The organism is Vibrio sp. MMH1-50, assembly GCF_022347645.1.
GTDB classification, from domain to species: Bacteria; Pseudomonadota; Gammaproteobacteria; order Enterobacterales; family Vibrionaceae; genus Vibrio; species Vibrio harveyi.
The window spans coordinates 18,663-42,185 of sequence record NZ_JAKRGG010000008.1; the positions used below are offsets into that span (position 1 = coordinate 18,663).

The window sequence follows — 23,523 nt, forward strand, 5'->3', positions numbered from 1 at the left end:
CTAGGTATATCCAGAGCTTCTTTCTCTGTGAACTCGACTTAGTTCAATAATCCCTACAAATGATATCTATTATCATTTATATTAATTGATCAGGGAGATGCTCACGAGAAAACGACGAAGGCTGAAACAATGAGTAATATCGTGAAGAGCTTAAACTTAGTAGGTGGCGTAGATGGAACGTTTGATGTTGTTGCTCTCGATGATGATGTGAATGCTTACATCGTTAACTGTACAGCAACAACGGACATTCAGTTCAATGATCCGGCAGACGCGGGGTTCTATATCAGCTTTGCTGGTATTAACCACGCCTTCAGCCCCAAATACCCTGATTACCCTGCAGCATCTTTTGCTTCTCGATGCATAGCATCCCTTTTGCCGAAGCCTGAACCTGTAAATCCTATTGAGCTAGGAGAAGGAGGTCGAATTGAGAACATTCGGATTCATTTCCCATTACACCATAGCTTGACTAAAAATCTTCTTCCTCAAAATAGGGGCTCATCATTTAAGCCTTTCGATCTTTATGAAACAGGTTGGCAAATGCCACTTACAGGAGAGATTCTTAACGTTGCCAAATCGATTTGGAACAATGACTTCCAAGGTATAGCCCGAACAGTATGGCTAAGAGGAAAAATCTTAGAACTGCTTGCGTTACTCATGGTGCACAAAGAGCCTAAGTCTCTCGCCGAGCAAGCGTGCGATCTCATTGCAACGCAGCCCCATATTGATTGGAACATACCGGGCTTATCTAAAGAACTCGCGACGAATGAATGTTATCTAAAGCAATCCTTTAGAGAGCAGTTCAATATGGGCGTCGCAAGCTGGATCCAAGCTTATCGCATCAGCCTTGCCAAAGAACGTTTAGCCAACCCTAATGAGTCCATCACCAAAATCGCCTTAGATTTGGGTTATCAAAGTGGTAGCTATTTTTCGAAGGTATTCAAACAACACACCGGACTTACGCCCAAAACATTTCGCAGCCGCTCTCCAAAACAGTAATCGGTGTCGCACAGCGACGAAAAAGCGTGATATAGAAAAAAGGCTTGGTACTGAACCAAGCCTTTCACTTATTAAATGACTTGTTGAGGCGGGGTGCGCTTTGAGATACCTCTTTGACAGCCAAGATGGCTTCATCACCTTTGATATGAATATTCAGGCGCAAAGTGCAGACGACGAACAACCCGCTAATCCTAACAAGCCACTAATCCTAACAAGCCACTATAAGTCAGAGCGGCTTTGCTAGGCTTCAAGATCACTCTTCAGGAGCCCATACGCGGATATCGACATCCAAATCAGCGGGAGCGTAAACCACGACTGGTAGCTTGCTGTTGTAACGGTACAAATCACGAGTCGGCATTTGCACGAACGTTTCGACCTTCTCCATATCTTCAGGACAAGCCATTAACGTTGAGATAGCACCACCCGCTGAAGAATCAACTTGATAGTAGGTATAACCCCAACCTTCCAATGTATGCTCCGTCACAGAGCCGCCTAAAGATACGCGGTTACAATCTGTTTCCATCATTTTACCAACCACCAACTCTACACGCTTATCTGCTTCGTTGCTTGCTGGGTCTACATAGAAAACATGTTTTGTCATGCTCTCCATTTCTGGAAACATCTCTGCTGATGGGCGAGATACATCATTTGCTGAATTCATTGCAGAACATCCGCTCAGTGCCATAGCACCGGCAGCTAACCAAACTGCTTTCATCGTTTTTTCCTTTTTCATATGGACGTGCATATTGTAACTGGGAACACCAAATTAGTGTAAATATGCGATGCAAATTGCTCACGGCTCTCACAATTACGACGTATCCCCCTATCGAACAGTTCTGGCAAGTCTCTAATCTGGACCTTGCAGCGATTTGGCGACAAGGTTATGGTTTAAAACCTGATTTGGTCACAATTCAAGGAAGAGAAAATGACCACCTATCTTGCTGGTTTTACGCTGGGCATTTCCTTAATTCTGGCTATTGGGGCGCAAAATGCCTTCGTTTTAAAACAAGGCATCAAACAGCATCATGTATTCTTAGTGTGCTTCTTATGCGCCTTGTCTGATGCCATTTTAATTTCTCTTGGTGTCGCGGGTTTCGGTTACTTGGTAACTCAGTTTCCTTTGATCGAGACAATTGCACGTTACGCTGGCGCAGCATTCTTAACTTGGTACGGCATCAGTAGCCTACGCTCTGCATTCACACAAAAACACATAATGAACCCTGAAGGTGATGCCTCAAAAAGTGCATGGCAGACAGCACTGATTTGCTTGGCATTCACATGGTTAAACCCGCATGTTTATCTTGATACAGTGGTGTTGCTGGGCTCTATTTCCACTCAATATGAACCACATAAATGGCAGTTTGCGATAGGTGCTGTTTGTGCCTCTTTCGTATTCTTTTTCAGCCTAGGCTATGGCGCAAAACTGCTTATCCCGATCTTCAAACATGCGCGTTCTTGGCAGATTTTGGAATTCATCATTGGCTTTGTCATGCTGGCTCTGGCGATCAGCTTGCTGGTTTAGTGCGTATACTTTTCTCATCATGGAAAAAAGGGCAACGTCATGGCAAATACAAGCAATCCAATTGAAGTAAAAGCGCTCGACCACGTGGTACTAAGAACAGACAATCTCGGCGCGATGCTGCACTTTTACCGAGATATATTAGGATGCCCAATAGAGCGTGAATTACCAGACTTGGGGTTAACTCAGCTTCGTGCAGGAATGGCGATCATTGATTTGGTGACGGTCGATAGCGAACTCGGAAAGCTAGGTGGAAAATCGCCCAGTCAAAACGGTCGTAACCTTGACCACTTTTGCGTGCAAATTGCCCCTTTCGAGGAAAAAGAACTGCTGTCTTACTTACGCCAAAACAATGTGCATGTTGCAGAGTTTGCTGAAAGATATGGTGCCCAAGGCTTCGGGCGCTCTGTCTACTTGGAAGATCCAGAAGGCAATGTGGTCGAGCTGAAACCACAGAAATAATGCACCAGAAAACCACCCATTTTCGACCAGAAACATCCCTAAATGAATCCCAATCGCTGCGCGTTACGTATGTGTGTATCCAACAGCAGAACAGGATTAACGAATGACCTTTAGCGATGACATGCTATCAAGAATTATTGAAATGGCATGGGAAGATAGAACCCCGTTTGAAGCCATCCAACATCAATTTGGTTTGGACGAGAAAGGGGTTATTAACTTAATGCGCCACCACTTACAACCGAGCAGTTTTAAGCTTTGGCGACACCGAGTCTCCGGCAGGAAAACCAAACACCTAAAACTGCGCTCTCCAGAAGTGAAGCGTGGCTATTGCCCAACACAGTACAAACAACGTTGAGCCTCTCTTAAATTTCTAATGCTATGTGCTTAAACCATAAAATACGGCGCACTATCGCGCATGAACTCAGCCATTGAGGCTAGATAGTCCCATGTCTCTCGGTAAGTGTGGTTCATACACTGGGTGAACACCTGACACAAAGACGGGTCCTCTTCCAGCCACTGGCTGACGTGCTGAGCCGTATAAGAGACCTGCTTCACCTCATCATCCAGTATTTTTTGAATGGTTGGGCGCATCTCTTTCAGGTAAGGCACATCAGATTGATCAATAAAACTAAGCTGCGCGACCAGCAAACACCATGAACGGATTTCAACAGAATGCGCGCGGAAAAGGTGAATTTTAATATCGTCGTAGAAGTTGCTAACGTTGTTAAAATTGAAATCACTCGACTTGGCTTCTTGGTATACCTCAGTTTGGTATCCCGTCAACGGGATTAAGCTGGCATACATAGCGGAGTGATTTAAGTCGTTTTGACAATGGTGCATGATTTGCTGCTTCATTTCCCCTTGCGCATAACGATTGGCAATCATCTTGAGCCGCTCTGCGCCCTCTTCCTCATTGATGGCGTTGTGCAACAGGTAATACGCCATGGTTTGCTTACTCTGAAAAATCTCTTGAGTGAGCTCATTCATCGCTTTTGGTGTAAGGGAAGAATCCGAATAAAGGTAGCTTGCAATAGAGGCTTTGTACTCATTAGAGGGCACAAAGTTATTATCTTCTAACAAATTATAAAGGCTGGTCTGTAAACAATTCATGTCACCTTCCTTGATGGTGTTGCAACGCAACACGTCATGCTGACAACGTAGAAAGTGAGGTATTTATCAATACGCTCTTCAAGGTGAGGAAAATTCAGGCGGCAGAGTAGAGTGTTGGAATGATTTTGGCTCGGAGCGGCTGAACAGCGGCGAGATTTGGGGTTACTCTAATGCTTTTGCATGAATGTAAATGACCTCACTAATACTTGCAGCATATGCATTGTTACAGCATGGTTAAACGATCATTTTATAAATGTTATCTATTGCAAATCGACAGAATGAAATGCGGACAACTAACTTACCAATATGTAAAGAAAAATCTCTCTGTAGCGCAATTTCTATGGCAAACAACTTTTCAAAAACAGCGGAAAATTAGTGTTTTAGCTCTACAAAAACCGGACAGCTTTCACTGTCCGGTTTGATCTTATTGAGCCTAATTTGAAGGGGTTAAGCGGTTGTAGATGCTAGGGGGTCATCTACAACGCTTAATGCTTTACGTTGTCAGGGGCGCAAAACTTATTTGCCCACAAAACCGTTGTACAACATGTAGAGGTGGGCAGCACTCCATGAGAAGTTATTTGCACCTTGTACTGCACCAGTTTCTGGGTTGTAGTTTTCCTGAATTGGCGTTGCTTCCGTTAGACCTTGAGCGTTCTTGAATAACTTATCGACCATCTGACGAGCTTCCACGCCGTAGCCGTAGTTGTCCATACCACGAACACCGAAGTAGAACTGATCGAGCCACACACGACCGCGCCAGTAAATGTCTGGACCGTAAGCTGGGTTATCCATTGATGCGGTACCTAGCGGGATCTTCGGCGAGTTAAACTTGCTGGTATCAAGCATGTTCTTCACCACTTTATCAGCATGCTCTTGTGTCGCTGCGTTGTTGAACAATGGTGACCAACCTTCAGGACCCATGCCGCGTTTGACTAGAGCTGGACCCGCACATTGGTTACTCAAACCTCCAGGTACCACTTCGATATCGTAGTAGAATCCTGTCGCTTCATCGAACATACAACGGTTGATGTACTCTTTGGTGTCATCCGCTTTCGCTTTAAACTCAGCAGCTTTCTCCGCTTTACCCAAAACCTCTGCAATTTGCGATAGGTACAGATTATCTGAGTACCAGTAAGAGGCTTGGTCTACCGACTCTTGCATGAGCGAATAACCTGACAACTTGTTCTCGTCATTGGTGTTCTCATTGAACTTCACTTCCCAGTCTTTCTTCGCCTGAGCCAGTTTGTCCAAGTTCGCAGCTGAAGTATCACGGTAAGTGATCTCCGAGCCTTGTGCACCCATCACCATATCGTACGTGTTGTCGAAACCATTGGTGTTGTGAGCATAGCGCCCCATTTGGTCAATCACTTCTGCTTCTTCTTGCGTTGGTAGATCAGACTTACCTTGCAAGTCATCGATGGTATCGATAAAGCCAAACACACCCGCGTTATCGCGCCCTGATTCCCAACCAGCAGCCACTTTTGCCGGAATGCTCATCGCCGTGTAATCACCAGAAGTCAGCAACTCATTGTATTTCTCGATTCCAGTCTCTTTGATCCACTGGTCACCATTTGCTTCGTCTTTGTACTGGAATTTCATGTCGTCTACAGACGCATCTGGTCCCCAAGATCCATCATTCACGTCATCTTCAAATACGGTGTGAATTGGGTCTTTCGCTGCACCGTATTCCGGAATGCCGTTCTTGTTGGTATCGCGAGCACGTAACCACCAATCGTGGAATGCAACGAGCTTCGGATACATCTCTTCTAACCACTGTTTCGCTTCTTCCGGACGATTATGTTCGTCTTTTAGTGCGGTATACACTTCCCATACTGCCCATGCCGCAAGAGATGGTTTGGTGTTACGTTCGTTCCAGTTCAAACCGTCTGTTGCCAGTGGGAAGACTTTTTTGTATTCCGCAGACATACCTTGCCAACGTTCAGCCGGTAAGTTGTATGTCACCACATCAAGCAAGTAGCCTTCATCCCATGGACGCACAGGGTCGTCAGACTTAACTTGGTATTGGAATACCGTGCGAATGTTTTCCATCGCAACGTCTGGGTTGAAATGAGACATCGCGTACGCTTGTTTCCACGTATCCCACGGCCAAGTCATGTTGCCAGAGAAGTACGGCGCGGTAACAGAAGGCGTTACGGTGTCGTGGTCAATCGCGCCAGCAGCACCACGCCAGTTCGCACTGAGCGTTTCCATCGCTTTTACTGCAACGAATTCATGCTCTTTAGAAGCCGCGTCATTCGTTAGACCTTTTTCTAGGTATTCTTCCCAGCGCATTGCCGATTTGTGCATGTAACCGTTCGGGTCTGCCATCACATCGTCCAATTTAGCAAACTCAGAAGCTTGCTCTTTGGTGTTTTGCACGTGAGTGTAAGCCGTGTACAATGTGATTTCTTCGCCGTTACCTAAGGACGCGGTTTGTACAAAACCTTTTTTGTCATCACTGATGGTTGAAGTTTCTGGCTTGATAGAGCGTGTCACTTCGAATTTCGAATCACCCGAAGTCAGTAGAGACCATGAGTCACGAACTGCACCAAAAGATACTTCTACACCGTTATCGGTGGCTGTGATAGCACGAGAATAGGTAGGGTAAGCTTCTTCAACGCTGCGAACTGTGCTGTCATCGTTCTTGTATAGCTGACCATCATCCGCGCGATAATCTTGCATTAACTCGCCATCCCATTCGCCTTGAATAGCCAGTTTATTTGGGTTTTTGATTGTCGTTTTAACCAAAGAAGTACGGTCGGTGACAAAGCGCATTTCCAGCTTCGCTTCGACACCATCATCACCCGTGTATGTTTGGATCAGCGCACCTGGCTGTGAGTATGCTTCTGTCAGCTTAAGCGGCATCGGTTTACCATCAACCGTTAACGCCAAACGGTCGAAACGCGCCGCCATGAATGACACATACTCTTCGGTTAGCAACGCGGTACCACCTAACGTGATCTCACCACCTTTGGTGTCTAGCGTGTGACCATGCCACGAACCATTATCAAACATAGGAATGTAGCGAAGGTGACCACCATGCAAATCGCGCAGTGCCACTGGCACACCTGCACGGTTGATGGTGTTATGGAATTCAGCCGCTTTCAATGGCGCATCCACGTTAGAGTCATTATCACTACTGTTGCATCCACTTAGTGTTAGAGCAACCCCGACAGCAATCGCACATAAAGAAGTCTTAAAGTGCATGTTATATCCCTCATTTATTGGCTTTTGGTCCTGATCAGGCGAAAAAAGGTCGAGACATACCCTGCCGAGTTTCGATGATGAAGATTCAGCCTTATTTATTTCACTTTTGGATTTGAGAAGAGATCGGTTAATTTGTCTCTTCTTCGTTTGACCTATTTAAATAACAGGTCATTAATTTTGGATAATAGTGGGTCTTTGATGCATTCATTATCAAACACATCCACTTAATATAAATTCTTTATTTTATGATTAAATAGTCACTATTTTTCATTCGCCATTGAGATGGCTTTTAATAATTCACCGTCAATATTCGGAATCGTATCCGAAAGGAATATCTGATTGCCCGGAGTGTAAGTCATCAAGACGTTTCGGAGTCGCTTACTGCCTTCTCCGCTCTTGTTTTGCACATCAAATTCTATCAGTTTATTGTACACCTCGTTCGCCAGTTTCTCTTCCTGTTCTTCAGTGATAGCAATGCGTCCCATGCAAATCGGTGGTCGCACATCATGGCTAAACACTTCATCTCGAAAGCGCTTAGCAAACAAAGTATCGAGCTTAGAACCTTCTTCGAAAATAAAACGACCTTGGTCTTTAAAACGGTATTGGTCATCACCTTTTAGCTCGATGTAATCCATCATTTCCAACGCACGGAAATAAAGCGTGATCGAGGTATGGGTCAATTGGTATTTGCTCGCAATATCTTGCGGAGACCATTCCTTCCGACGTAATAAATACAAAAAATCAAATAGGTACGGATACTGGTGAAATATTTCACTGTTAGTGTCGGTGATAAATTGCTCATTTTCTTGTTGCAGCTGTTTACCACGCATGGACAATTCGACTAAGTCGGTATCTAAATGAGTGGCATACGAGAGTATTTTATCCAACCCTAAAGACGTGTTATGCAACTGCCTTTTAATCGTTGATAGAGGAATTCCCATTCCAATAGAGAGGTCAGAATAACAAATACCCTTCTCTTTAATTTTTTCTCGCAAAGCAGCAAGTAAATACGTTGCAGAATTATTCATCGAACAATGCCTATTTTATTTTTGTCAGCATCCCTGATGATATATTCAAGAAATCCCTACTCTTGTGATGCCGGTTCCAAATATTTCCAGCAATTTCTATCTATTAAATATGTTTCAATGATGAGACTTTTTACCAAGCATTAACCGATCAATTTTTACCCACCAAGATTAAGCTTTAACCAGTTATTGCAAGCCTTATCAGTATGCGATGAGTATAATTGTTTTGATGCATAAAATTAAGTTCACCTAGTTTTTTAGTAAAAGTTTTCTTTTTAAAGATTAAATTTTTAGGTGGTGAGTATCAAAAAGTTGCACTTAGAAAATTAGTCACGTGAGAGATCACAGAAAAACGGTGACTTGCTGGTAATTTATTGATTCGATGACCAGTAAAAAGCTTGTTATAAGGACCAAGAAAGTTGGTTAAATTGGTAGGGATATTATTGAAGCGTCGTCATATTATACCCTTATTTTTCTAGCTTGCTCACATAATTTTTCCACCTGCCACCATGCGTTGTTTTTATATTGTTGCGCGACATAAAAACTCTCGCCTGCCATAGGGGTAAGTAACTCAATGTGATCCACTTGGCAATGTGCTATCAAATCCTCAATCGGCTCATCCCATTTATGAGTAAACAACTCATACGTTGCCCAGTGTACTGGCAACAGCTTCTTTGCTTGCAGATCTTTAAAAGCTTGCACTGTGTGATGGGCTTGCATGTGCCCCCAATTCTCTACCGGATAACCTTGATTGCCTTTCACATCTGCCGCGACTTCCAGACAAGCAATGTCTATCGGTCCGCAGCGCTGAGCGATTTGTACAAAGTGATTGTCGTAAGCAGTGTCCCCGCTGAAATAAAGCGTCTCTTGTTGTCCTTTCACCACCCAAGACGCCCACAAAGTGGCATTCTTATCCAGATAAGTTCTACCTGAATTATGGTTAGCGGGCGTGCAAATCAACTCGACGTTGGCGTACTGAACGCTCTCCCACCAATCGAATTCCACTACGTTATCTGGTCTAACGCCCCAACGAATCAAATGCTTACCGACACCTAGTGGCACGTAAAATGTTACAGATCTATCAGAGTAATAACGTATAGTCGATGCTTCGAGGTGATCGTAATGATCATGAGAGATCAGGATGACATCGGGAGTCGGCAAGCTGTCGCGAACTGATGTATTGGGAATATTGCGCTCAAACCACGCCTTCGCAATCAACGGCGACGCGTAGTCGAACACAGGGTCAGTCAGGATGCGCACACCATCGGTCTCAATCATCAAAGTGGAATGCCCCAGCCAAGTGACTCGCATCGCTTGTTGTCGCTCTAAAAACCGCGTGGGCTCTATCGCTGAATAAGGCAGTTGCTTATCAGGACTGAGCGGCGAACGCCCGCCCATGTAAGCCCAACACACTTGCCAAAATGACTGAGGGTTTGGCACGTTTGGCATCTTATCTTTGACGCGTCCATTTTCAAATTGAGCTGAGTGGTTGATGCGATGCGCCAACTGCGCGTAGTAAGTATGAGGAGTAATCAGTGATTGCGTTGCGCGCTCACGAGCCAAGTACGTGTTTTTAAGTGTCGTTTCAGACATGTCCTATCTACGTCTTGTTCACTAAACTATGGTTTTAGTTAAGCCTGCTTGTGTGTCTTTTTCATGACCAAAATAGGGCGTAAGATGAAGATTAGGTTTCAGAGAAGGATTCCTGTTCTTAGTCGGTCTTGATAAAGAACAGAAAAGGAGAAAAATTATGGTGACCTGCAGCCAATACGATTTTATTGAAATCGCCTGTATGTTTAAGCTACCCGTAGAAATTACGCTCAAGAACGGTGAGAAGCACCAAGGTAGCGCGTTCGATACTGGTTACGATATGGAACGCCAAGAATGCTTATTTTTGGATATTGAAGGTGAACGCATTTCGTTTCCAACCGAACAGTTAGTCGCGATGAAAGCACTCAAAGACAATCCGCATTTCAGTGAAGTCACCTTCGGTTGATTGTCCGATATCAACTCCTAAGCCCCTAAGAATCAGATGTAAAAAAGCGCCCTTAACTGGCTGAGTTAAGGGCGCTTTAGTTTATGTTTAGAGGTTTACTTTGAACGGATAAATACCAACATCGGCATCATGATCACGAACATCACCCCGACCAACTGGAAGGTGTGCACAAACGCGACCATTTGCGATTGCTGATGGAGCATGCTTTGGTACTGCTCCAATGCAGCAGGATCAGTAATCGACAATCCTTGCTTAGCAGCCCAATCATGCAACACAGGATTGTAAGGATTGAAACCTTCACCCAAAGCGTGCCATTGCTGTTGTCCATCACGGTACTGATATGTGGTAGCGATGGAAATACCAAATGAGCTACCAATGGTTCGGAACAAGTTAAAAATACTCGCCCCTGCTACTGACTGTTCTTTTGGTAGCGTCATGTAAGCCAGCGTCGACAAAGTCGAGAAAGTCAAACCTAAGCCCATACCTTGAATCATACTTGGCATCACGATCCAGAAAGTGTCAATTTCTGTCGAGTATAGGGTCATAAAATAACTGCCAATACCAATACAGGTTAAACCGAATACAATCTTCAACCTTGGATCAAATTGCGGGTTGATGATGATGACCAAAATTAACATACAGGCGGACGCTAACCCTCGTGGTGCCATCAACATACCTGTGGTCGATACTGGATAGTTCAACAAGCTCTCAAGCAGCATAGGCTGTTGAGTGGTCAAGCCAAACATCGCCATCGAAACGACCGCTATCATCAAAGATGAGACCATGAGGTTTCTGTCTTTGAGGAGCCACAGCGGCGCTATTGGACTCTTAGTCTTCCAGCTGCGGTAGATCCACATGACTAAGCCCATTATCGCTAGCAGTGCAGCGGTTTGAATGATGCGTGAGTTAAACCAGTCTTCATCGTTCCCTTTATCGAGCACGAACTGCAACGCACCTACACCGAGCGCCATATAGCCAATGATCCACCAGTCGAAGTTTGGTTTCGACTTGTTGCTGATGTGGATGTAGCGATAAATCAGCGCGGTACACACCAAACCAAATGGTAAGTTAACGTAGAAAATCCAACGCCAGTTGATGTTATCGGTAATCACACCGCCCACCACCGGACCTAAGATAGGACCCAGCAAGATACCGATAGAGAAGATCGCCATCGCCTTGCCTTTTTGCTCAGAAGGGTAAATCTGAACCAATGTGGATTGCGCCAATGGAATAACCGAAGCACCAAACGCACCTTGAATGATACGAAATACCACCATCTCTTCGAGCGAGCTGGCTTGTCCACAGAAGGCACTCGCAATGACAAAACCAATCACCGCCACCAGCATGACTTTGCGTTCACCAAAGCGCGATACCCAAAAACTGGTCATCGGAATGAAGATCGCTTCTGCCATGCTGTAGCCAGTCAGCACCCAAGTGATTTGGTCTGCCGTTGCGCCTAGTGCACCCATCATGTGCGAAAGCGACACGTTGGCAACGGTCATATCTATCAGCACCATGATGGCAGAAAGCATCACGGCGACGGTGGCGATACCCCGTTTATCTGCCGTAATTTCGTTACTCATTGTGCGTTACTTTTTAGATCAACAGTGACTTCAGAACTCGCCCCCACACGCAACTGTGGCGCACCTTCAGGTACCTCTAAAGTTAAACGCACAGGGAAGCGTTGTTTAATTTTCACCCAGTTACCGGTTGCGTTTTCTGGTGGCATCAATGAGAAAGAGGTACCACTTGCAGGCGATAACTGCTCCACTTTTGCATCCCAAACCACATCTGGGTACATGTCGATCACGACTTCAGCGTGCATACCTGCTTTGATGTGAGTTAAGTCAGTCTCTTTGAAATTCGCGCGCACCCAGTAGCTGTCTTTGATGATCACAGGGAATAGTGTTTGACCGATGCTTACTACCGAACCCGTATGAGTGTTGATTTCACCTGCAATGCCATCGACTGGAGAAGTGATGTCGGTGTAGCTCAGGTTCAATTCAGCTTGTGCAAGTTGCGCTGCTGCTTGTTGAACAACCGCCGCTTCTGCACCTTCTTCACCACGGTTTGCGATTGCTTTTTCAACTGTTGCTCGCGCTTGCTCTAGACCAGCTTGCGCGTTAGCGAGTTTGTTTTTCGCCGTATCAAGGTCTTGGTCAGACGCTAACTTACGTTTCACAAGAGAATCGGTACGTTTGTACTCCACTTGCGCTTCAGTCAAGTTAGAACGCGCCGCATCCAAACCAGCCACGGCTTCGGTCACTTGTTTGTCTGCCACATCGTGTTGTTGAACGGCCAACTGATAAGCGGCTTTCGCTTGTTTCACTGCCAATAAGTAAGGGCGAGAATCAATCTTAAGCAGTAAGTCACCTTTGTTGATGACTTGGAAATCTTTCGCTTCTACTGATACCACCTGACCCTGAACCTGTGGAGCGACAGATAGGATTTTAGCTCTTACATACGCATCTTCCGTACTCGGGTGACTATCGGAATATTGCCAAGACCAGTACATCGCACCAAAGGCGATTGCACAAACGAGTAGGAAAAGGATTTTGGTCATTTTAGATTTCGAAGAGGATTTCTTCGCGATATCGTCGCTCATTTATATTGTCCAAGTGTTCAATTATGTGATCAGTGTAGGATTTTTCCGCTTTCGAACAACAAGATGATCTGAAAGGTTAAGATCCGATTTTGAGCGTTGATCATTTGTTCAAATGATGCGCAAAGTAATCAAACATAAAGTATAGAATGCGCTAATAATTCCGCGACATTGAAAATAGAAATGATGAATATTTCAGACAGAAAAAAGCCCCGTCAGTCTTGGCTCCAACGGGGCTGTTAGGTTATTTTTCTTTAACTATCAACATGCTGTGTCGTTCTGCATTGCCACACGTCGACGTTGTAACCAAATCACAACACCAAACAAGAACATTGCTGGAATCCACATCCACTCTTTGCGATAACGCTCAACTGGCACACGCACATCGACAATCTGTTGGTCGAACTGCAATCCTGCCGCCTCTGCTGGGCTAGCAAAACTAACGATATCAATCAAAGTTTGTTCATCTTGCTGATAAGTCGCTATGCCAAGTGCATCCAGCTTATCTTGTCCGGTTTCCCCTTCAGGAACCGAAAGCAGCACCGAGAATTCACGCATCTTACCTACCGCATCTTCACCGCTGATTCGCATTCTGAGTACACCGCCCTCTTCAAGCGGTTCAAGCGTTTGTGCCAGTTGGGCAGGATTGCTCGATTGGTACGGATCCACCACCATGTCGATCCAGAACCCTGGACGGAACAAGGTAAATGCTACGAGCAACAACAACACGCCTTCGTACCAACGATTACGAGTCAGGAACCAACCTTGCGTCGCAGCAGCGAATATCAACATCGCAATAGTAGAGATAACAAAGATGGCGATACCGTGCGCCCAATCCACGTCAATCAACAACAAATCCGTATTGAAGATAAACAAGAACGGCAAAGCCGCGGTTCTTAAACTGTAGTAAAACGCGGTTAAGCCCGTCTTGATCGGATCGCCTTTCGACACCGCAGCTGCAGCAAAAGACGCCAGACCTACTGGCGGTGTTACGTCCGCCATGATGCCGAAGTAGAACACGAACAAGTGCACCGCAATCAACGGCACTATCAAGCCGTGTTGTTGACCCAGCGTAACGATAACAGGCGCCAACAAGCTCGATACCACGATGTAGTTCGCCGTCGTTGGCAAGCCCATGCCTAGAATCAGGCTCAATACCGCCGTGAGCATCAGCATTAACAGCAAGTTACCCATAGACAGCATCTCAACCAAATCAGCCAATACTAAGCCAACCCCCGTTTGCGATACCGCACCAACAATTACGCCTGCGGTGGCGGTCGCGATGCCAATGCCGATCATATTGCGCGCACCAGCAATCAAGCCTTCACGCAAGTCGATACAGCCGTCTTTGAAGTTGCCATAATCGTGTTTGCCATCTTTACGCATCCAACTCAAAAGAGGACGCTGAGTCAAAACGATCACCACCAGAATCACACTACCCCAAAAAGCAGACAACCCCGGAGACAGACGCTCGACCATCAAACACCACACCAAAACCACCACAGGCAGTAGGTAATGCAAGCCAGAGAGTAAGACTGCGCGTGTATTTGGTAACTGTTCTAGTGGAGCATCTGGATCTTCTTCTGGTAGCGGCTCATTACTTGCGGCGACTTTTAGCAGTGCCAAGTAAACCGTAGCCAGAATTAACGCCATCCCAGGTAATACAAAGTCACCCAATACTGGCTTCAACCATCCTAAACCGTAGTAGACTGCCATCGACAATCCAGAAATCAACGCCGCGCCAAATGCAAATCCCGTGAGTCTCGCTAGCCAAGGTTTTGAGCGTGCGGCATCAATTGGCTGCATGCCCAACTTGAGTGCTTCTAGATGGACAATATAAAGCAATGCGATGTAAGAAATTGCGGCAGGTAAGAAGGCATGTTTGATGATCTCAACATAAGGAATGCCGACGTATTCCACCATCAAAAACGCTGCGGCTCCCATAACAGGAGGCATGATTTGCCCGTTCACCGATGATGCCACTTCGACTGCTCCCGCTTTCTCAGGAGAGAAGCCAACTTTGCGCATCATAGGAATAGTGAACGTCCCCGTGGTTACCACGTTGGCGATCGACGATCCCGAAATCAAACCCGTTAAGCCCGAAGCAACCACGGCTGCTTTTGCAGGACCACCACGCAGGTGCCCCAACATGCTAAATGCCAATTGAATGAAGTAGTGCCCTGCTCCAGCGCGTTCCAATAACGCACCAAATAGAACAAACAAGAAGACAAAGCTGGTCGATACGCCAAGCGCAATACCAAACACACCCTCCGTGGTGATCCACTGGTGGTTAGCCAGCGCATCCAACTGAACACCGCGATGGGACAATAAACCCGGCATATACGGACCAGCTAAGCTGTAGCCGATAAACACCAATGCAATCACCGGCAAAGCAGGACCAAGCACTCGACGCGCGGCTTCTAAAAGCAAAGGCAAGCCGATCAATGCGGTAATAAAGTCTTCAGTGGTTAAGCTGCCCGGACGTTGTGCTAGTGCTTCGTACATAACAAATAAGTACAGCGAAGAGGCACAAGCAATCAAACCCAACATGATGTCGAAGGCAGGAACACGATCGCGTGGAGAGCGCTTAAAAGCGGGGAAAACGAGGAAGGCAAGCACCAGGGCAAAACCAAGGTGAATGGCGCGCGTTTCGGTGTCATTCATCACGCCGAAACCGACAATAAATGGGAGCGGAGACGCTATCCAAAGTTGAAACAAAGACCACAGTAACGCCAAACCCGCAATCAGCTTTTCCATGATTCCGGTTGGCAGGCGAGCACCCACATCTTGGGCAATCAGTTCTTCTGCCGACAGCTCATTCGGATGCATGTCAGCATGGGACGTGGAGATCGTCTTATCCATAATTTTCTCACAAACAACAGAGAAGCAAGCGCTGAGAATCCATCGCAGCGCTTGCTAAAAATCGAAGGTGTTAAGAGTTACAACCAGCCGCGCTCTTTGTAGTAGCGAACCGCACCTTCATGCAGTGGCGCAGACAGACCCACCTCAATCATTTCTGATTCTTTCAGGTCTTTAAATGCTGGGTGCAGGCGTTTGAAGCGGTCTAGGTTATCGAACACAGATTTCGTCAGTTGATACACTAACTCAGGGTCCGTCTCTGCTGTGGTTGAAAGTACCGCTTTACCGCCGATAGATTGAGTATCGTTCGGGTTGCCACGGTACATTCCGCCCGGAATAGTTGCTTTGGTGAAGTACGCACGCTCAGCAAGTAGCTTGTCGATTTCAGGACCAGTCACTGGTACTAGCACAGCATCGGTGGTGGTTGATGCTTCCTGAATCGCGCCGTTTGGGTGACCGACGAAGTAGCTCATTGCATCGATGTTATTGTCACTCATTGCGGAAGCTTGTTCTGCTGGCTTCAGATCCGATACCAAACTGAACACATCTTGCGACCAGCCTTTTGCTTGCATCACTTGTTCAAACGTATCGCGTTGACCAGAACCAGGGTTACCGATGTTGACGCGCTTGCCTTTTAAATCGTCGAAACTGGTGATACCCGCGTCTTTGCGCGCAAGAATCGTGAACACTTCACTTTGTAGGGAGAAAACGGCACGAATATCCGTCATTGGTTGGTTATTTTGGAAAGGAGCCACGCCTTCTAAGGCTTTGTATTGATGGTCTGACTGCATGATACCGAAGTTGTATTCACCACTGCGCAAACCATTTACGTTTGCCACGCCACCCCCACTAGCTGGAGCATTACACTTAATGCTGTGGTCTGCTGCGCCACGGTTTACGAAACGACAGATCGACTGTCCAGCAACGTAATAAACGCCCGTTTGACCACCGGTGCCGATAGTAATAAATTTCTCTGCCGCACTTATTTTCTCACTGTATGAGAACAGCGAGACTGCCGAAGCAAATACTGCAATGAGTGTGGTTCCTTTCATTTTAGGTTCTTCCTGTCTATCGATTGAAAAATAAAGACATTTTTCTCAGCTAAAGACAGCAAAACCGGAAAATACTCGTGTGAAAATTTCGCACTTCATGAGTAATTTTCCTTAGTCAGCCAGTCCTTAGCTTCATTTTGTAATTTTTATTTCAGCGTTCGATTAATAATTAACCGAACACTTCCAATCGAATTTATCAGAACAATTTCAAAACCTAGCTATGGTAATTTTGCACTTTTCTCAGCAACCGAGAATTAACAGAAAATTCATCTTTTTGGTCACGTGTTTACAAATACCAAAGTAGTGCACCACTATCGTAGTCATATGGGGAGAGAGAAGAGGTATAGGGAAGGAAAAGAAAACCAGAAAGAATAGATAAAAAAGAGGGGCAATCCCCGCAACTGCCCCTAAAAGTCATGCCAATAATCTTATTGTTCTTTTGCTACTGCTTTTTCTTAGAACTTGTAACCACCGCTGATCATGAATACCCAAGGGTTGATCTTTACGTCAGTCTTTTGTGCTGCGCCCTTATATTTATAAGTCGCTTCGGTCTCGATGTTTGCATACCAAGCGGATGCGTTTAGGAACCAGCTTTCATTGATCATGTAATCGACACCTACATTGGCAGCCAAACCAAATGAGTCATCCAATTTTAGATCAGTAAGACCTACATCTTTGGCTTTACCGTTAAAGCCCTCATCAAAGAACATGGTGTAGTTTAAACCCGCACCTACGTATGGGCGGAACTTGCTTTGCGAATCACCAAAGTAGTATTGCAGCATCACTGTTGGTGGTAGGTGTTTAGTATCTGCGATATCACCAAGACCAAGAAGATCAGTCGAGATATCGTGACTAAATGGTGTTGCCGCTAGAATCTCCAGGCTGATGTTGTCAGTAAACATGTAACCAAACGTCAAACCCAGTTGAGTGTTTGAATCTACTTTTAACTCTTCTTGAGAACCTAGGATCTTGTCACTGCTGTCGTTTGGTACAACCGATGCCGCACCAACACGTAGAATGAAGTCACCTTCACTGTGAGCAAAAACACTTGGAGACACTAACGCAGCAACCACTGCTAAACTGCAGATTGTTTTTTTCATTGTTATTTCCTTTTGTAGGGCTTTGTTTCTTTTGTACTCCGCTATGCTCTTCCTTTTCGGACGGTTCTGTTATCAATCCAAAACCTTGAAGCACGCGAGTATCACTATTTTCTTGAGCTGCGCGCAAAATAGCATATAGAAACCCTACTATTTTGATGGAAATCAATTTGTGAAAAATATAGCTTTTCCGTATACAAAAACGCCAATTTGATCAACAAATTATGCAAATCGGATACAATTCTGTAATGCAAACTGTGCGTGTGAGAAGAGTACGTCGCAGTTCTCATTTCAATTCTTCTGTAAGCCTCTGTGCTCAACAAAACTTTTTTCTCGATACGCTCGGGTTATTTTTAAAAAACATCGACTTTAAACAGCCTGTTTGACCGCTTAAATTGGCGATTTTCGGGGTCTGTAAACCACTGAAATACAAGGAGTTATATTTCTGGAAAATCAGTTACTTAGAGTGATAGTCTGCATCTAACCAAGTAAGGAAAAGATAAAAAGCCATGATTAAGACCGATCTCACTTTCGAACAGGAAGACTTTTCGCATCACGATTTGCAAAACACCACTTTTCAAAATTGCCGCTTTTATCAATGCAACTTTGACCACGCCGATCTCAGTGATGTGAAGTTTATTGATTGCCGCTTTATCCAACCAAGCGACATTGAAGGCTGTACCTTTCGCTATGCCAAACTTAAAGATGCCAGTTTTAGCAACTGCATGTTAGCGATGTCTCAGTTTAATGGCGCAGACTGCGTCGGCATTGAGTTACGTAAATGCGATTTGAAGGGTGCAAACTTTCAAAGTGCTAATTTCGCTAATCGTGTCAGCAATACTGTGTTCTTTTGTATCGCCTACATTACGGGTTGCAACTTGGCTTACACTAATTTTGAGCGCGCACTGCTAGAGAAATGCGATCTATTTGAGAACCGATGGAATGGTGCCAACTTGATGGGTGCAAGCTTTAAAGGTGCGGATCTATCACGTGGAGAATTCAGCCCTGAACAATGGGGCAGCTTTAATATAGAAGAAAGCGACCTGACCCATGTTGATTTAGAGGGTTTGGACATCCGCCGCGTCTCTTTATACGGTGTTAAGATTTGCGACTGGCAACAAGAACAATTGCTCTCGCCATTTGGCCTGATCGTTATTTAGGAAACATTATGAACCTTTTAAAAGACCTACCTTGTGATTTGAGTGAAGAGGTATTTGAAGATTTACTCACACACAGACAGCTCCGAATTGAGCGTATTGTATCGAAGGGGCAAACGACGCCAGAAGGCGAATGGTACGATCAAGAAGACCATGAGTGGGTATTGGTGCTAAAAGGCGTAGGTGAACTGACTTATGAGGACGGCACGAAGAAGCGTTTGGAAGCGGGCGATCACGTCAACATTCCAGCGCACACGAAGCATCGAGTAAGTTGGACCGACCCAGAGCAAGAGACAATATGGCTAGCGATCTTCTATCAATGAGATAGTTCACCGCCTATTCCCTCCCTTTTAAACTTTCTTTAAAAGCTCACTTATTGACACTTTTATCACTTCAAGCAATTGGCTTTATTATTTAATAATAAAGCCAACCATTAAAATCCGCATAAAAAACCATGCCTATTAAGAGTTAGATGAAAATATTAGTATTATATATATTAGTGGGTAATTAGATTTCACTGACGCTATAGAGATGGCGTCATAATTCTGACAAAATATCTTAAAAAGATATTATTGGGATCTTTAAAATAATTTCTTTGACGTGATTCTGTCATCTAGTATTTTATAAAAACGTTTGCCTAAGGAATAAAAACAGATGACTATAAAAATAGAAGAAATATCAATTGACAATAATATTGTTAGTGTTTTCTGGAATAATCAAAATTTTGTCAGCCTTGAGTTCAAGCTTCAGCCAATCGTAGATCCAAAGAACTATAAGATTCACGGTTATGAAGTGCTGTCTCATTTAGTTAATTCAAGTGGGGAGAGGTTGAATAGCGAGGAGTTTTTTGAATATATCAATGATGAGTTCATAAAAAAGATTTTTCTATGTCAAATCAGATTCTTAAATGACAATTTATCTCAGTTTAACCTAAATATATCACTCAACCTACCTCTTAGTTGTTTACTTGATTCATCCTTCGTTGATGAAGTCATAGAAAATACTGAAAATCCCATCATCATCGAAGTGACGAAGATAGAAAGTATTAAAGAGGTCAACGCTGCCAAAAGAAACATCGTTAAACTCAAAAAACAAGGACACCAATTCTGGTTGGACGACTATCATCATGATGAGAAGCTCAAAACCTCTGCGTTGCAATGCATTGATTGGGATGCAATAAAACTCGATAAGAGTTACTTGCTATACCAAGATGGCTTGACCATGATCGGAATGCTGATTCCTTTACTTAAATTCCATAGCAAGAAGATCATTGTAGAAGGTGTAGAAACATCCTCTCAACGAGTTGCATTTCTTCATCCTGAGGTCTTTCATCAAGGTTACAACTATTATTACCCGCTCTCACTCTCTGAAACTCTCGATTTATTGAACTTTAGAGAGATAAAGGAAACACCTCGATTCGAAACAGTTTTGTCCGCGTAGACTTGTTTATATTCCTATGAAAAAAGTTACATTTAAAGCGCTCAAATATCAAAGTCCACAGTTATTAATAGAAGCATACGTCTCTCGGCATTTATTAGTCAGAGTGTCCAATGCGATAGGCTTTGTTAGTGTGAGTGGTCGAATGATACAGATTAAAGGAAGGGACATTATTTATGTTCCCGCGCACTCTAAATGTTGGGTCTCACTTAGACCAATCAATAAGGACAAAGAAATAGAAGTTGAACGCTTCACTTACACAGAAGAAATGCTAAGAGTCATTGTAGATAATTATTACTTCTTCGATTTTGGAACGGGAGATGATCAAGAGAAGTTATTTAATACAAATGACTACTTCGACTCTTCGATTGAATATTGTTTATCTGACGTTTCGTCATGTATGGTTCACTCAATCAGCGTCTTCGCACTTACGTCTTTTTTAAGCTGTTGTAGTGAGTTCGATAAAGCGAACATTTTATCATCTGTAAAGCTCATAAATAAGATGACTAACTGTATTCAAGCAGACACTGAGTACCCATGGACGTTGGAGAATGTTTCGATAAAAACAGGGATCAGCAAGAGTTACTTATTAACTGAGCTCAAAAACTCGAACATTACCTTTACCCAGTTAACCAATAATATCAGGTTAAAAAAGTCAGTTTCGCTCATTATGTCAGGTATGTCGATCAAGCAAGCAGCGATCAAAAGTGGGTTTGGGTGCCCTAATTACTTTAGTCGGGTGTTTAAGAGACGTTATGGGGTTCAACCGAGTCGACTGATCAAGTCGTCCGGTTTTGTTGATACTGATGGTTTGGACTTCATCAAAGCCAAGCTGTAATCATCCAACGTCATCTATTGCGTCCAAGACCACACTTTTACTCCCCCTTCTAGAAGCGAAAATCGCAGTTAATTGGCGCTGTTAGTCACAAGAAAAACGGGGGGAAGAAATATCTCTTCCCCCCAATGCGCAAAGGGTCTTGGTAAAGCGCAAATAGAATTGAAGTCATGACCTCCGAGCCAGTCTCCCAACCGTTACTCAGAAATGAACCTAGTCACCACTTCAATATTCAATAAATCGTTATTGGATAGAGAGTGTGTTTTGTTTGCGATTATATTCGAAGCGATGGCTTTGCTTAGCGTGGTCTTTTACTTCCAGACCTTCCATCGTACTTGTGCCCTTCTCAAGCCGAACTTGATCACCGTTCAACTCGACAATCAGCTTTTCGTAATGACTGCTTTGATTTGCGTCTTCATATTGCAGTCGCACTGTGTAAGTGCCTTTACTCTCGTCATATTCTGCCTGATAGCCTTCATTGAATGCTTCAATACTGATGCCTTCAGGGTAGACCACCATGGTGATACGTGTCGGTTTTTCACTGAACTTGTAGGTAGAGATACCAAAGCGTGTTTCAATGATTTCTTGTTCATAATAGAAGTGCGCAATTTCCTCTGGTGTGCTCACCATTACCATATCAGGCGAAAGACGCATGAGATGGTATTTCCAGAATGAAGAGGTTTTGCTGTCACCGACATTGGGCACTAGCGCTTGCAGCTCTTCTAAAGTGCTCACGTTAAACTCCCACAGCAAACCCAAAGAAAGTCTGTCTAGGGTATAGGTGACTTTGCGCGATAAGTTTTCTGCTTCAAAACCAAGTAAATCATCGCTGATTGCATCAGTAATAGAGTGATGGAGCAAATCGATCCCATCCACTTGATAGCTTGCTCTAGGGTCTTTGAACTTGGGAATTGAATCCGTTGACATCCCTTCACCGCCACACCCACTCAATGCCAATATCACCGCAGTCGCCGCTATCGCTTTATGCATCAATACACGCTCCTCTCTAAAGACGGCGGCAGTGTAACGACTACAACCAAGACTTGGTGTAAGCGTATGTAAGACGCCACTATTATTACATTTAAGTAAAAGTTATTTGATTTTTTGCAGGATTATCATTTTATTCGACATCAATATACTAAGCGCACTCCACAACAACTGAAGACGAATGATAACAATGAGCTGGTTTTTCTTACTTTTAGGCGTGGGCGCAGAAGCCCTTTCACATGTTGCACTTAAAGCGACTGACGGTTTTAGCAAGCCACTGCCAGCAACACTAGTTTTGCTGGGTCACTTGGCAGCATTTGTCTGCTTAGCACAAGCAATGAAAGGCGGTATGCCTGTGGGTATCGTTCACGCACTTTGGGCTGGCTTAGCTATCGTATCTGTTACCTTAATTTCTCAACTAGTGTATCGCCAGCATATGGATACCAGCCTTTGGATTGGTATGGCACTTATCGCTGCAGGCGTGATGGTGATAAACTTCTCCCACGGACACGCACATTAACCCTTAAGGCAGTAGATTGTCAGATTCTCGAAAGCCCGCTTTAGCACTGTTTGATTTTGATGGCACCATCACCGATGAGGACATGTTTAGCCTGTTCCTTCACTACTCGGTGACGGGTCCACGCAAGTGGCTAGGCAACATTATCATCTTGCCATTTTATGCGATGTACAAAGCTGGGTTCCTCCCTGCTAGACGAATGCGTCCAATCGCCAGTTTTGTTGCCTTTGTGGGGCGACAAACCGAAGAAGTGAAAACACTAGGAGCACGGTTTGCTCAAGAGATCATCGTGCAACACATCCGCCCTGAAGCCAAAACACGATTAGATTGGCATCATGCTCAAGGAGATACGATCGTAGTCGTTTCCGCGTCACTTAACGCCTACTTAAAACCTTGGTGCGACACTCAAGGTTACCACTTGCTGTGCAGTGAACTCCTTGGGAACAGCAAACGCATTAGCGGGCTCTATCACAGTAAAGACTGCAGTTTGGAAAGGAAAGTCGAACGCGTTCAAGCAAAGTTCGACGTTAGTCAATATCAAGCCATCTACGCGTATGGCGATACACATGAAGACATCCCCATGCTCAAATTGGCAAAGCATGCCACGATGAATTGGCAACCTTGGTCTGCTAGTCGTTCCGACAGTTAAAAACAAGAAACCCTTC

Annotated in this window: 22 protein-coding genes; 11 read left to right on the forward strand and 11 right to left on the reverse strand. The window is 44.5% G+C overall.

Annotated elements, in window-relative coordinates; all coding sequences use genetic code 11:
* Positions 1-129 precede the first annotated feature (129 nt).
* On the forward strand, positions 130-996 hold the full coding sequence (locus MHO32_RS08250; RefSeq protein WP_239211160.1) for a helix-turn-helix transcriptional regulator: 867 nt from the start codon (positions 130-132) through the stop codon (positions 994-996).
* A 253-nt stretch (positions 997-1,249) separates the two neighbouring features.
* Here MHO32_RS08250 and MHO32_RS08255 read toward each other — a convergent pair whose 3' ends face one another.
* Positions 1,250-1,711: an ecotin family protein gene (locus tag MHO32_RS08255; RefSeq protein ID WP_009695978.1), complete on the reverse strand. Its 462-nt coding sequence runs from the start codon at positions 1,709-1,711 to the stop codon at positions 1,250-1,252.
* A 210-nt stretch (positions 1,712-1,921) separates the two neighbouring features.
* On the opposite strand from MHO32_RS08255, the gene MHO32_RS08260 reads away from it, so the two are divergent.
* From MHO32_RS08260 to MHO32_RS08270, 3 genes are all read left to right on the forward strand, one after another.
* Positions 1,922-2,518: a LysE/ArgO family amino acid transporter gene (locus MHO32_RS08260; RefSeq protein ID WP_009701836.1), complete on the forward strand. Its 597-nt coding sequence runs from the start codon at positions 1,922-1,924 to the stop codon at positions 2,516-2,518.
* A gap of 39 nt (positions 2,519-2,557) precedes the next feature.
* Positions 2,558-2,977: a VOC family protein gene (locus tag MHO32_RS08265; RefSeq protein WP_005447332.1), complete on the forward strand. Its 420-nt coding sequence runs from the start codon at positions 2,558-2,560 to the stop codon at positions 2,975-2,977.
* Positions 2,978-3,080: 103 nt separating this feature from the next.
* On the forward strand, positions 3,081-3,332 hold the full coding sequence (locus MHO32_RS08270; RefSeq protein WP_005447331.1) for a TIGR03643 family protein: 252 nt from the start codon (positions 3,081-3,083) through the stop codon (positions 3,330-3,332).
* Between the two features lie 29 nt (positions 3,333-3,361).
* Here the strand turns inward: MHO32_RS08270 and MHO32_RS08275 are convergent, their stop codons facing one another.
* The 4 genes from MHO32_RS08275 to MHO32_RS08290 all read right to left on the reverse strand — a co-directional run bounded on the left by MHO32_RS08275 (position 3,362) and on the right by MHO32_RS08290 (position 9,912).
* The gene (locus MHO32_RS08275; RefSeq protein ID WP_005447330.1) at positions 3,362-4,087 is read right to left on the reverse strand and encodes a hypothetical protein; all 726 of its coding nucleotides are present in this window, start codon (positions 4,085-4,087) and stop codon (positions 3,362-3,364) included.
* A 516-nt stretch (positions 4,088-4,603) separates the two neighbouring features.
* Positions 4,604-7,294 carry an alpha-glucosidase gene (gene ygjK / locus MHO32_RS08280; RefSeq protein ID WP_239211162.1) on the reverse strand — a complete coding sequence of 897 codons (2,691 nt, stop codon included), beginning with the start codon at positions 7,292-7,294 and terminating at the stop codon, positions 4,604-4,606.
* A gap of 260 nt (positions 7,295-7,554) precedes the next feature.
* On the reverse strand, positions 7,555-8,322 hold the full coding sequence (locus MHO32_RS08285) for a hypothetical protein (RefSeq protein ID WP_005447325.1): 768 nt from the start codon (positions 8,320-8,322) through the stop codon (positions 7,555-7,557).
* 456 nt (positions 8,323-8,778) lie between these two features.
* The gene (locus MHO32_RS08290; RefSeq protein ID WP_239211164.1) at positions 8,779-9,912 is read right to left on the reverse strand and encodes an MBL fold metallo-hydrolase; all 1,134 of its coding nucleotides are present in this window, start codon (positions 9,910-9,912) and stop codon (positions 8,779-8,781) included.
* Between the two features lie 157 nt (positions 9,913-10,069).
* Here MHO32_RS08290 and MHO32_RS08295 point away from each other — a divergent pair, with 157 nt between their 5' ends.
* A complete protein-coding gene (locus MHO32_RS08295) occupies positions 10,070-10,315 on the forward strand; it encodes a Rho-binding antiterminator (protein ID WP_009695972.1) in 246 nt (81 codons plus the stop codon).
* 95 nt (positions 10,316-10,410) lie between these two features.
* Here the strand turns inward: MHO32_RS08295 and MHO32_RS08300 are convergent, their stop codons facing one another.
* The 5 genes from MHO32_RS08300 to ompW all read right to left on the reverse strand — a co-directional run bounded on the left by MHO32_RS08300 (position 10,411) and on the right by ompW (position 17,928).
* Positions 10,411-11,898: an MDR family MFS transporter gene (locus tag MHO32_RS08300; RefSeq protein ID WP_009695971.1), complete on the reverse strand. Its 1,488-nt coding sequence runs from the start codon at positions 11,896-11,898 to the stop codon at positions 10,411-10,413.
* A complete protein-coding gene (locus MHO32_RS08305; RefSeq protein WP_005447317.1) occupies positions 11,895-12,920 on the reverse strand; it encodes an HlyD family secretion protein in 1,026 nt (341 codons plus the stop codon). Before MHO32_RS08305 ends, MHO32_RS08300 begins: the two co-directional genes overlap by 4 nt.
* A gap of 258 nt (positions 12,921-13,178) precedes the next feature.
* Positions 13,179-15,779, reverse strand: coding sequence for a TRAP transporter permease (locus tag MHO32_RS08310; RefSeq protein ID WP_239211165.1), 2,601 nt, complete (start codon positions 15,777-15,779; stop codon positions 13,179-13,181).
* Between the two features lie 77 nt (positions 15,780-15,856).
* Positions 15,857-16,828, reverse strand: coding sequence for a TAXI family TRAP transporter solute-binding subunit (locus MHO32_RS08315; protein WP_017189728.1), 972 nt, complete (start codon positions 16,826-16,828; stop codon positions 15,857-15,859).
* A gap of 455 nt (positions 16,829-17,283) precedes the next feature.
* Positions 17,284-17,928, reverse strand: coding sequence for an outer membrane protein OmpW (gene ompW / locus MHO32_RS08320; protein ID WP_009695968.1), 645 nt, complete (start codon positions 17,926-17,928; stop codon positions 17,284-17,286).
* 506 nt (positions 17,929-18,434) lie between these two features.
* On the opposite strand from ompW, the gene MHO32_RS08325 reads away from it, so the two are divergent.
* The 4 genes from MHO32_RS08325 (at position 18,435) to MHO32_RS08340 (ending at position 21,357) form a co-directional block, all read left to right on the forward strand.
* Positions 18,435-19,085 carry a Qnr family pentapeptide repeat protein gene (locus tag MHO32_RS08325; protein ID WP_005447311.1) on the forward strand — a complete coding sequence of 217 codons (651 nt, stop codon included), beginning with the start codon at positions 18,435-18,437 and terminating at the stop codon, positions 19,083-19,085.
* A gap of 8 nt (positions 19,086-19,093) precedes the next feature.
* Positions 19,094-19,405: a cupin domain-containing protein gene (locus tag MHO32_RS08330; RefSeq protein ID WP_005447308.1), complete on the forward strand. Its 312-nt coding sequence runs from the start codon at positions 19,094-19,096 to the stop codon at positions 19,403-19,405.
* Positions 19,406-19,736: 331 nt separating this feature from the next.
* A complete protein-coding gene (locus MHO32_RS08335; protein ID WP_009695967.1) occupies positions 19,737-20,522 on the forward strand; it encodes an EAL domain-containing protein in 786 nt (261 codons plus the stop codon).
* A 16-nt stretch (positions 20,523-20,538) separates the two neighbouring features.
* A complete protein-coding gene (locus MHO32_RS08340; RefSeq protein ID WP_239211167.1) occupies positions 20,539-21,357 on the forward strand; it encodes a helix-turn-helix transcriptional regulator in 819 nt (272 codons plus the stop codon).
* A gap of 240 nt (positions 21,358-21,597) precedes the next feature.
* Here the strand turns inward: MHO32_RS08340 and MHO32_RS08345 are convergent, their stop codons facing one another.
* Positions 21,598-22,344, reverse strand: a complete 747-nt coding sequence (locus MHO32_RS08345; protein ID WP_005447303.1) for a hypothetical protein — start codon at positions 22,342-22,344, stop codon at positions 21,598-21,600.
* Between the two features lie 187 nt (positions 22,345-22,531).
* Here MHO32_RS08345 and MHO32_RS08350 point away from each other — a divergent pair, with 187 nt between their 5' ends.
* Together MHO32_RS08350 and MHO32_RS08355 are read left to right on the forward strand one after the other, a co-directional pair.
* Entirely contained in the window at positions 22,532-22,861 is a 330-nt protein-coding gene (locus tag MHO32_RS08350; RefSeq protein ID WP_005428450.1) for a DMT family transporter, read from the forward strand.
* 16 nt (positions 22,862-22,877) lie between these two features.
* The gene (locus MHO32_RS08355; RefSeq protein WP_017818360.1) at positions 22,878-23,507 is read left to right on the forward strand and encodes an HAD-IB family hydrolase; all 630 of its coding nucleotides are present in this window, start codon (positions 22,878-22,880) and stop codon (positions 23,505-23,507) included.
* Positions 23,508-23,523 lie beyond the last annotated feature (16 nt).

Coding starts and splice junctions, on each gene's coding strand:
- MHO32_RS08310 (WP_239211165.1), bottom strand. CDS start 15,779: ATGGATAAGACGATCTCCACGTCCCATGCTGACATGCATCCGAATGAG.
- MHO32_RS08285 (WP_005447325.1), bottom strand. CDS start 8,322: ATGAATAATTCTGCAACGTATTTACTTGCTGCTTTGCGAGAAAAAATT.
- MHO32_RS08335 (WP_009695967.1), top strand. CDS start 19,737: ATGACTATAAAAATAGAAGAAATATCAATTGACAATAATATTGTTAGT.
- MHO32_RS08260 (WP_009701836.1), top strand. CDS start 1,922: ATGACCACCTATCTTGCTGGTTTTACGCTGGGCATTTCCTTAATTCTG.
- MHO32_RS08325 (WP_005447311.1), top strand. CDS start 18,435: ATGATTAAGACCGATCTCACTTTCGAACAGGAAGACTTTTCGCATCAC.
- MHO32_RS08305 (WP_005447317.1), bottom strand. CDS start 12,920: ATGAGCGACGATATCGCGAAGAAATCCTCTTCGAAATCTAAAATGACC.
- MHO32_RS08350 (WP_005428450.1), top strand. CDS start 22,532: ATGAGCTGGTTTTTCTTACTTTTAGGCGTGGGCGCAGAAGCCCTTTCA.
- MHO32_RS08315 (WP_017189728.1), bottom strand. CDS start 16,828: ATGAAAGGAACCACACTCATTGCAGTATTTGCTTCGGCAGTCTCGCTG.
- MHO32_RS08340 (WP_239211167.1), top strand. CDS start 20,539: ATGAAAAAAGTTACATTTAAAGCGCTCAAATATCAAAGTCCACAGTTA.
- MHO32_RS08345 (WP_005447303.1), bottom strand. CDS start 22,344: ATGCATAAAGCGATAGCGGCGACTGCGGTGATATTGGCATTGAGTGGG.
- MHO32_RS08295 (WP_009695972.1), top strand. CDS start 10,070: ATGGTGACCTGCAGCCAATACGATTTTATTGAAATCGCCTGTATGTTT.
- MHO32_RS08300 (WP_009695971.1), bottom strand. CDS start 11,898: ATGAGTAACGAAATTACGGCAGATAAACGGGGTATCGCCACCGTCGCC.
- MHO32_RS08250 (WP_239211160.1), top strand. CDS start 130: ATGAGTAATATCGTGAAGAGCTTAAACTTAGTAGGTGGCGTAGATGGA.
- ygjK (WP_239211162.1), bottom strand. CDS start 7,294: ATGCACTTTAAGACTTCTTTATGTGCGATTGCTGTCGGGGTTGCTCTA.
- ompW (WP_009695968.1), bottom strand. CDS start 17,928: ATGAAAAAAACAATCTGCAGTTTAGCAGTGGTTGCTGCGTTAGTGTCT.
- MHO32_RS08270 (WP_005447331.1), top strand. CDS start 3,081: ATGACCTTTAGCGATGACATGCTATCAAGAATTATTGAAATGGCATGG.
- MHO32_RS08275 (WP_005447330.1), bottom strand. CDS start 4,087: ATGAATTGTTTACAGACCAGCCTTTATAATTTGTTAGAAGATAATAAC.
- MHO32_RS08290 (WP_239211164.1), bottom strand. CDS start 9,912: ATGTCTGAAACGACACTTAAAAACACGTACTTGGCTCGTGAGCGCGCA.
- MHO32_RS08330 (WP_005447308.1), top strand. CDS start 19,094: ATGAACCTTTTAAAAGACCTACCTTGTGATTTGAGTGAAGAGGTATTT.
- MHO32_RS08255 (WP_009695978.1), bottom strand. CDS start 1,711: ATGAAAGCAGTTTGGTTAGCTGCCGGTGCTATGGCACTGAGCGGATGT.
- MHO32_RS08265 (WP_005447332.1), top strand. CDS start 2,558: ATGGCAAATACAAGCAATCCAATTGAAGTAAAAGCGCTCGACCACGTG.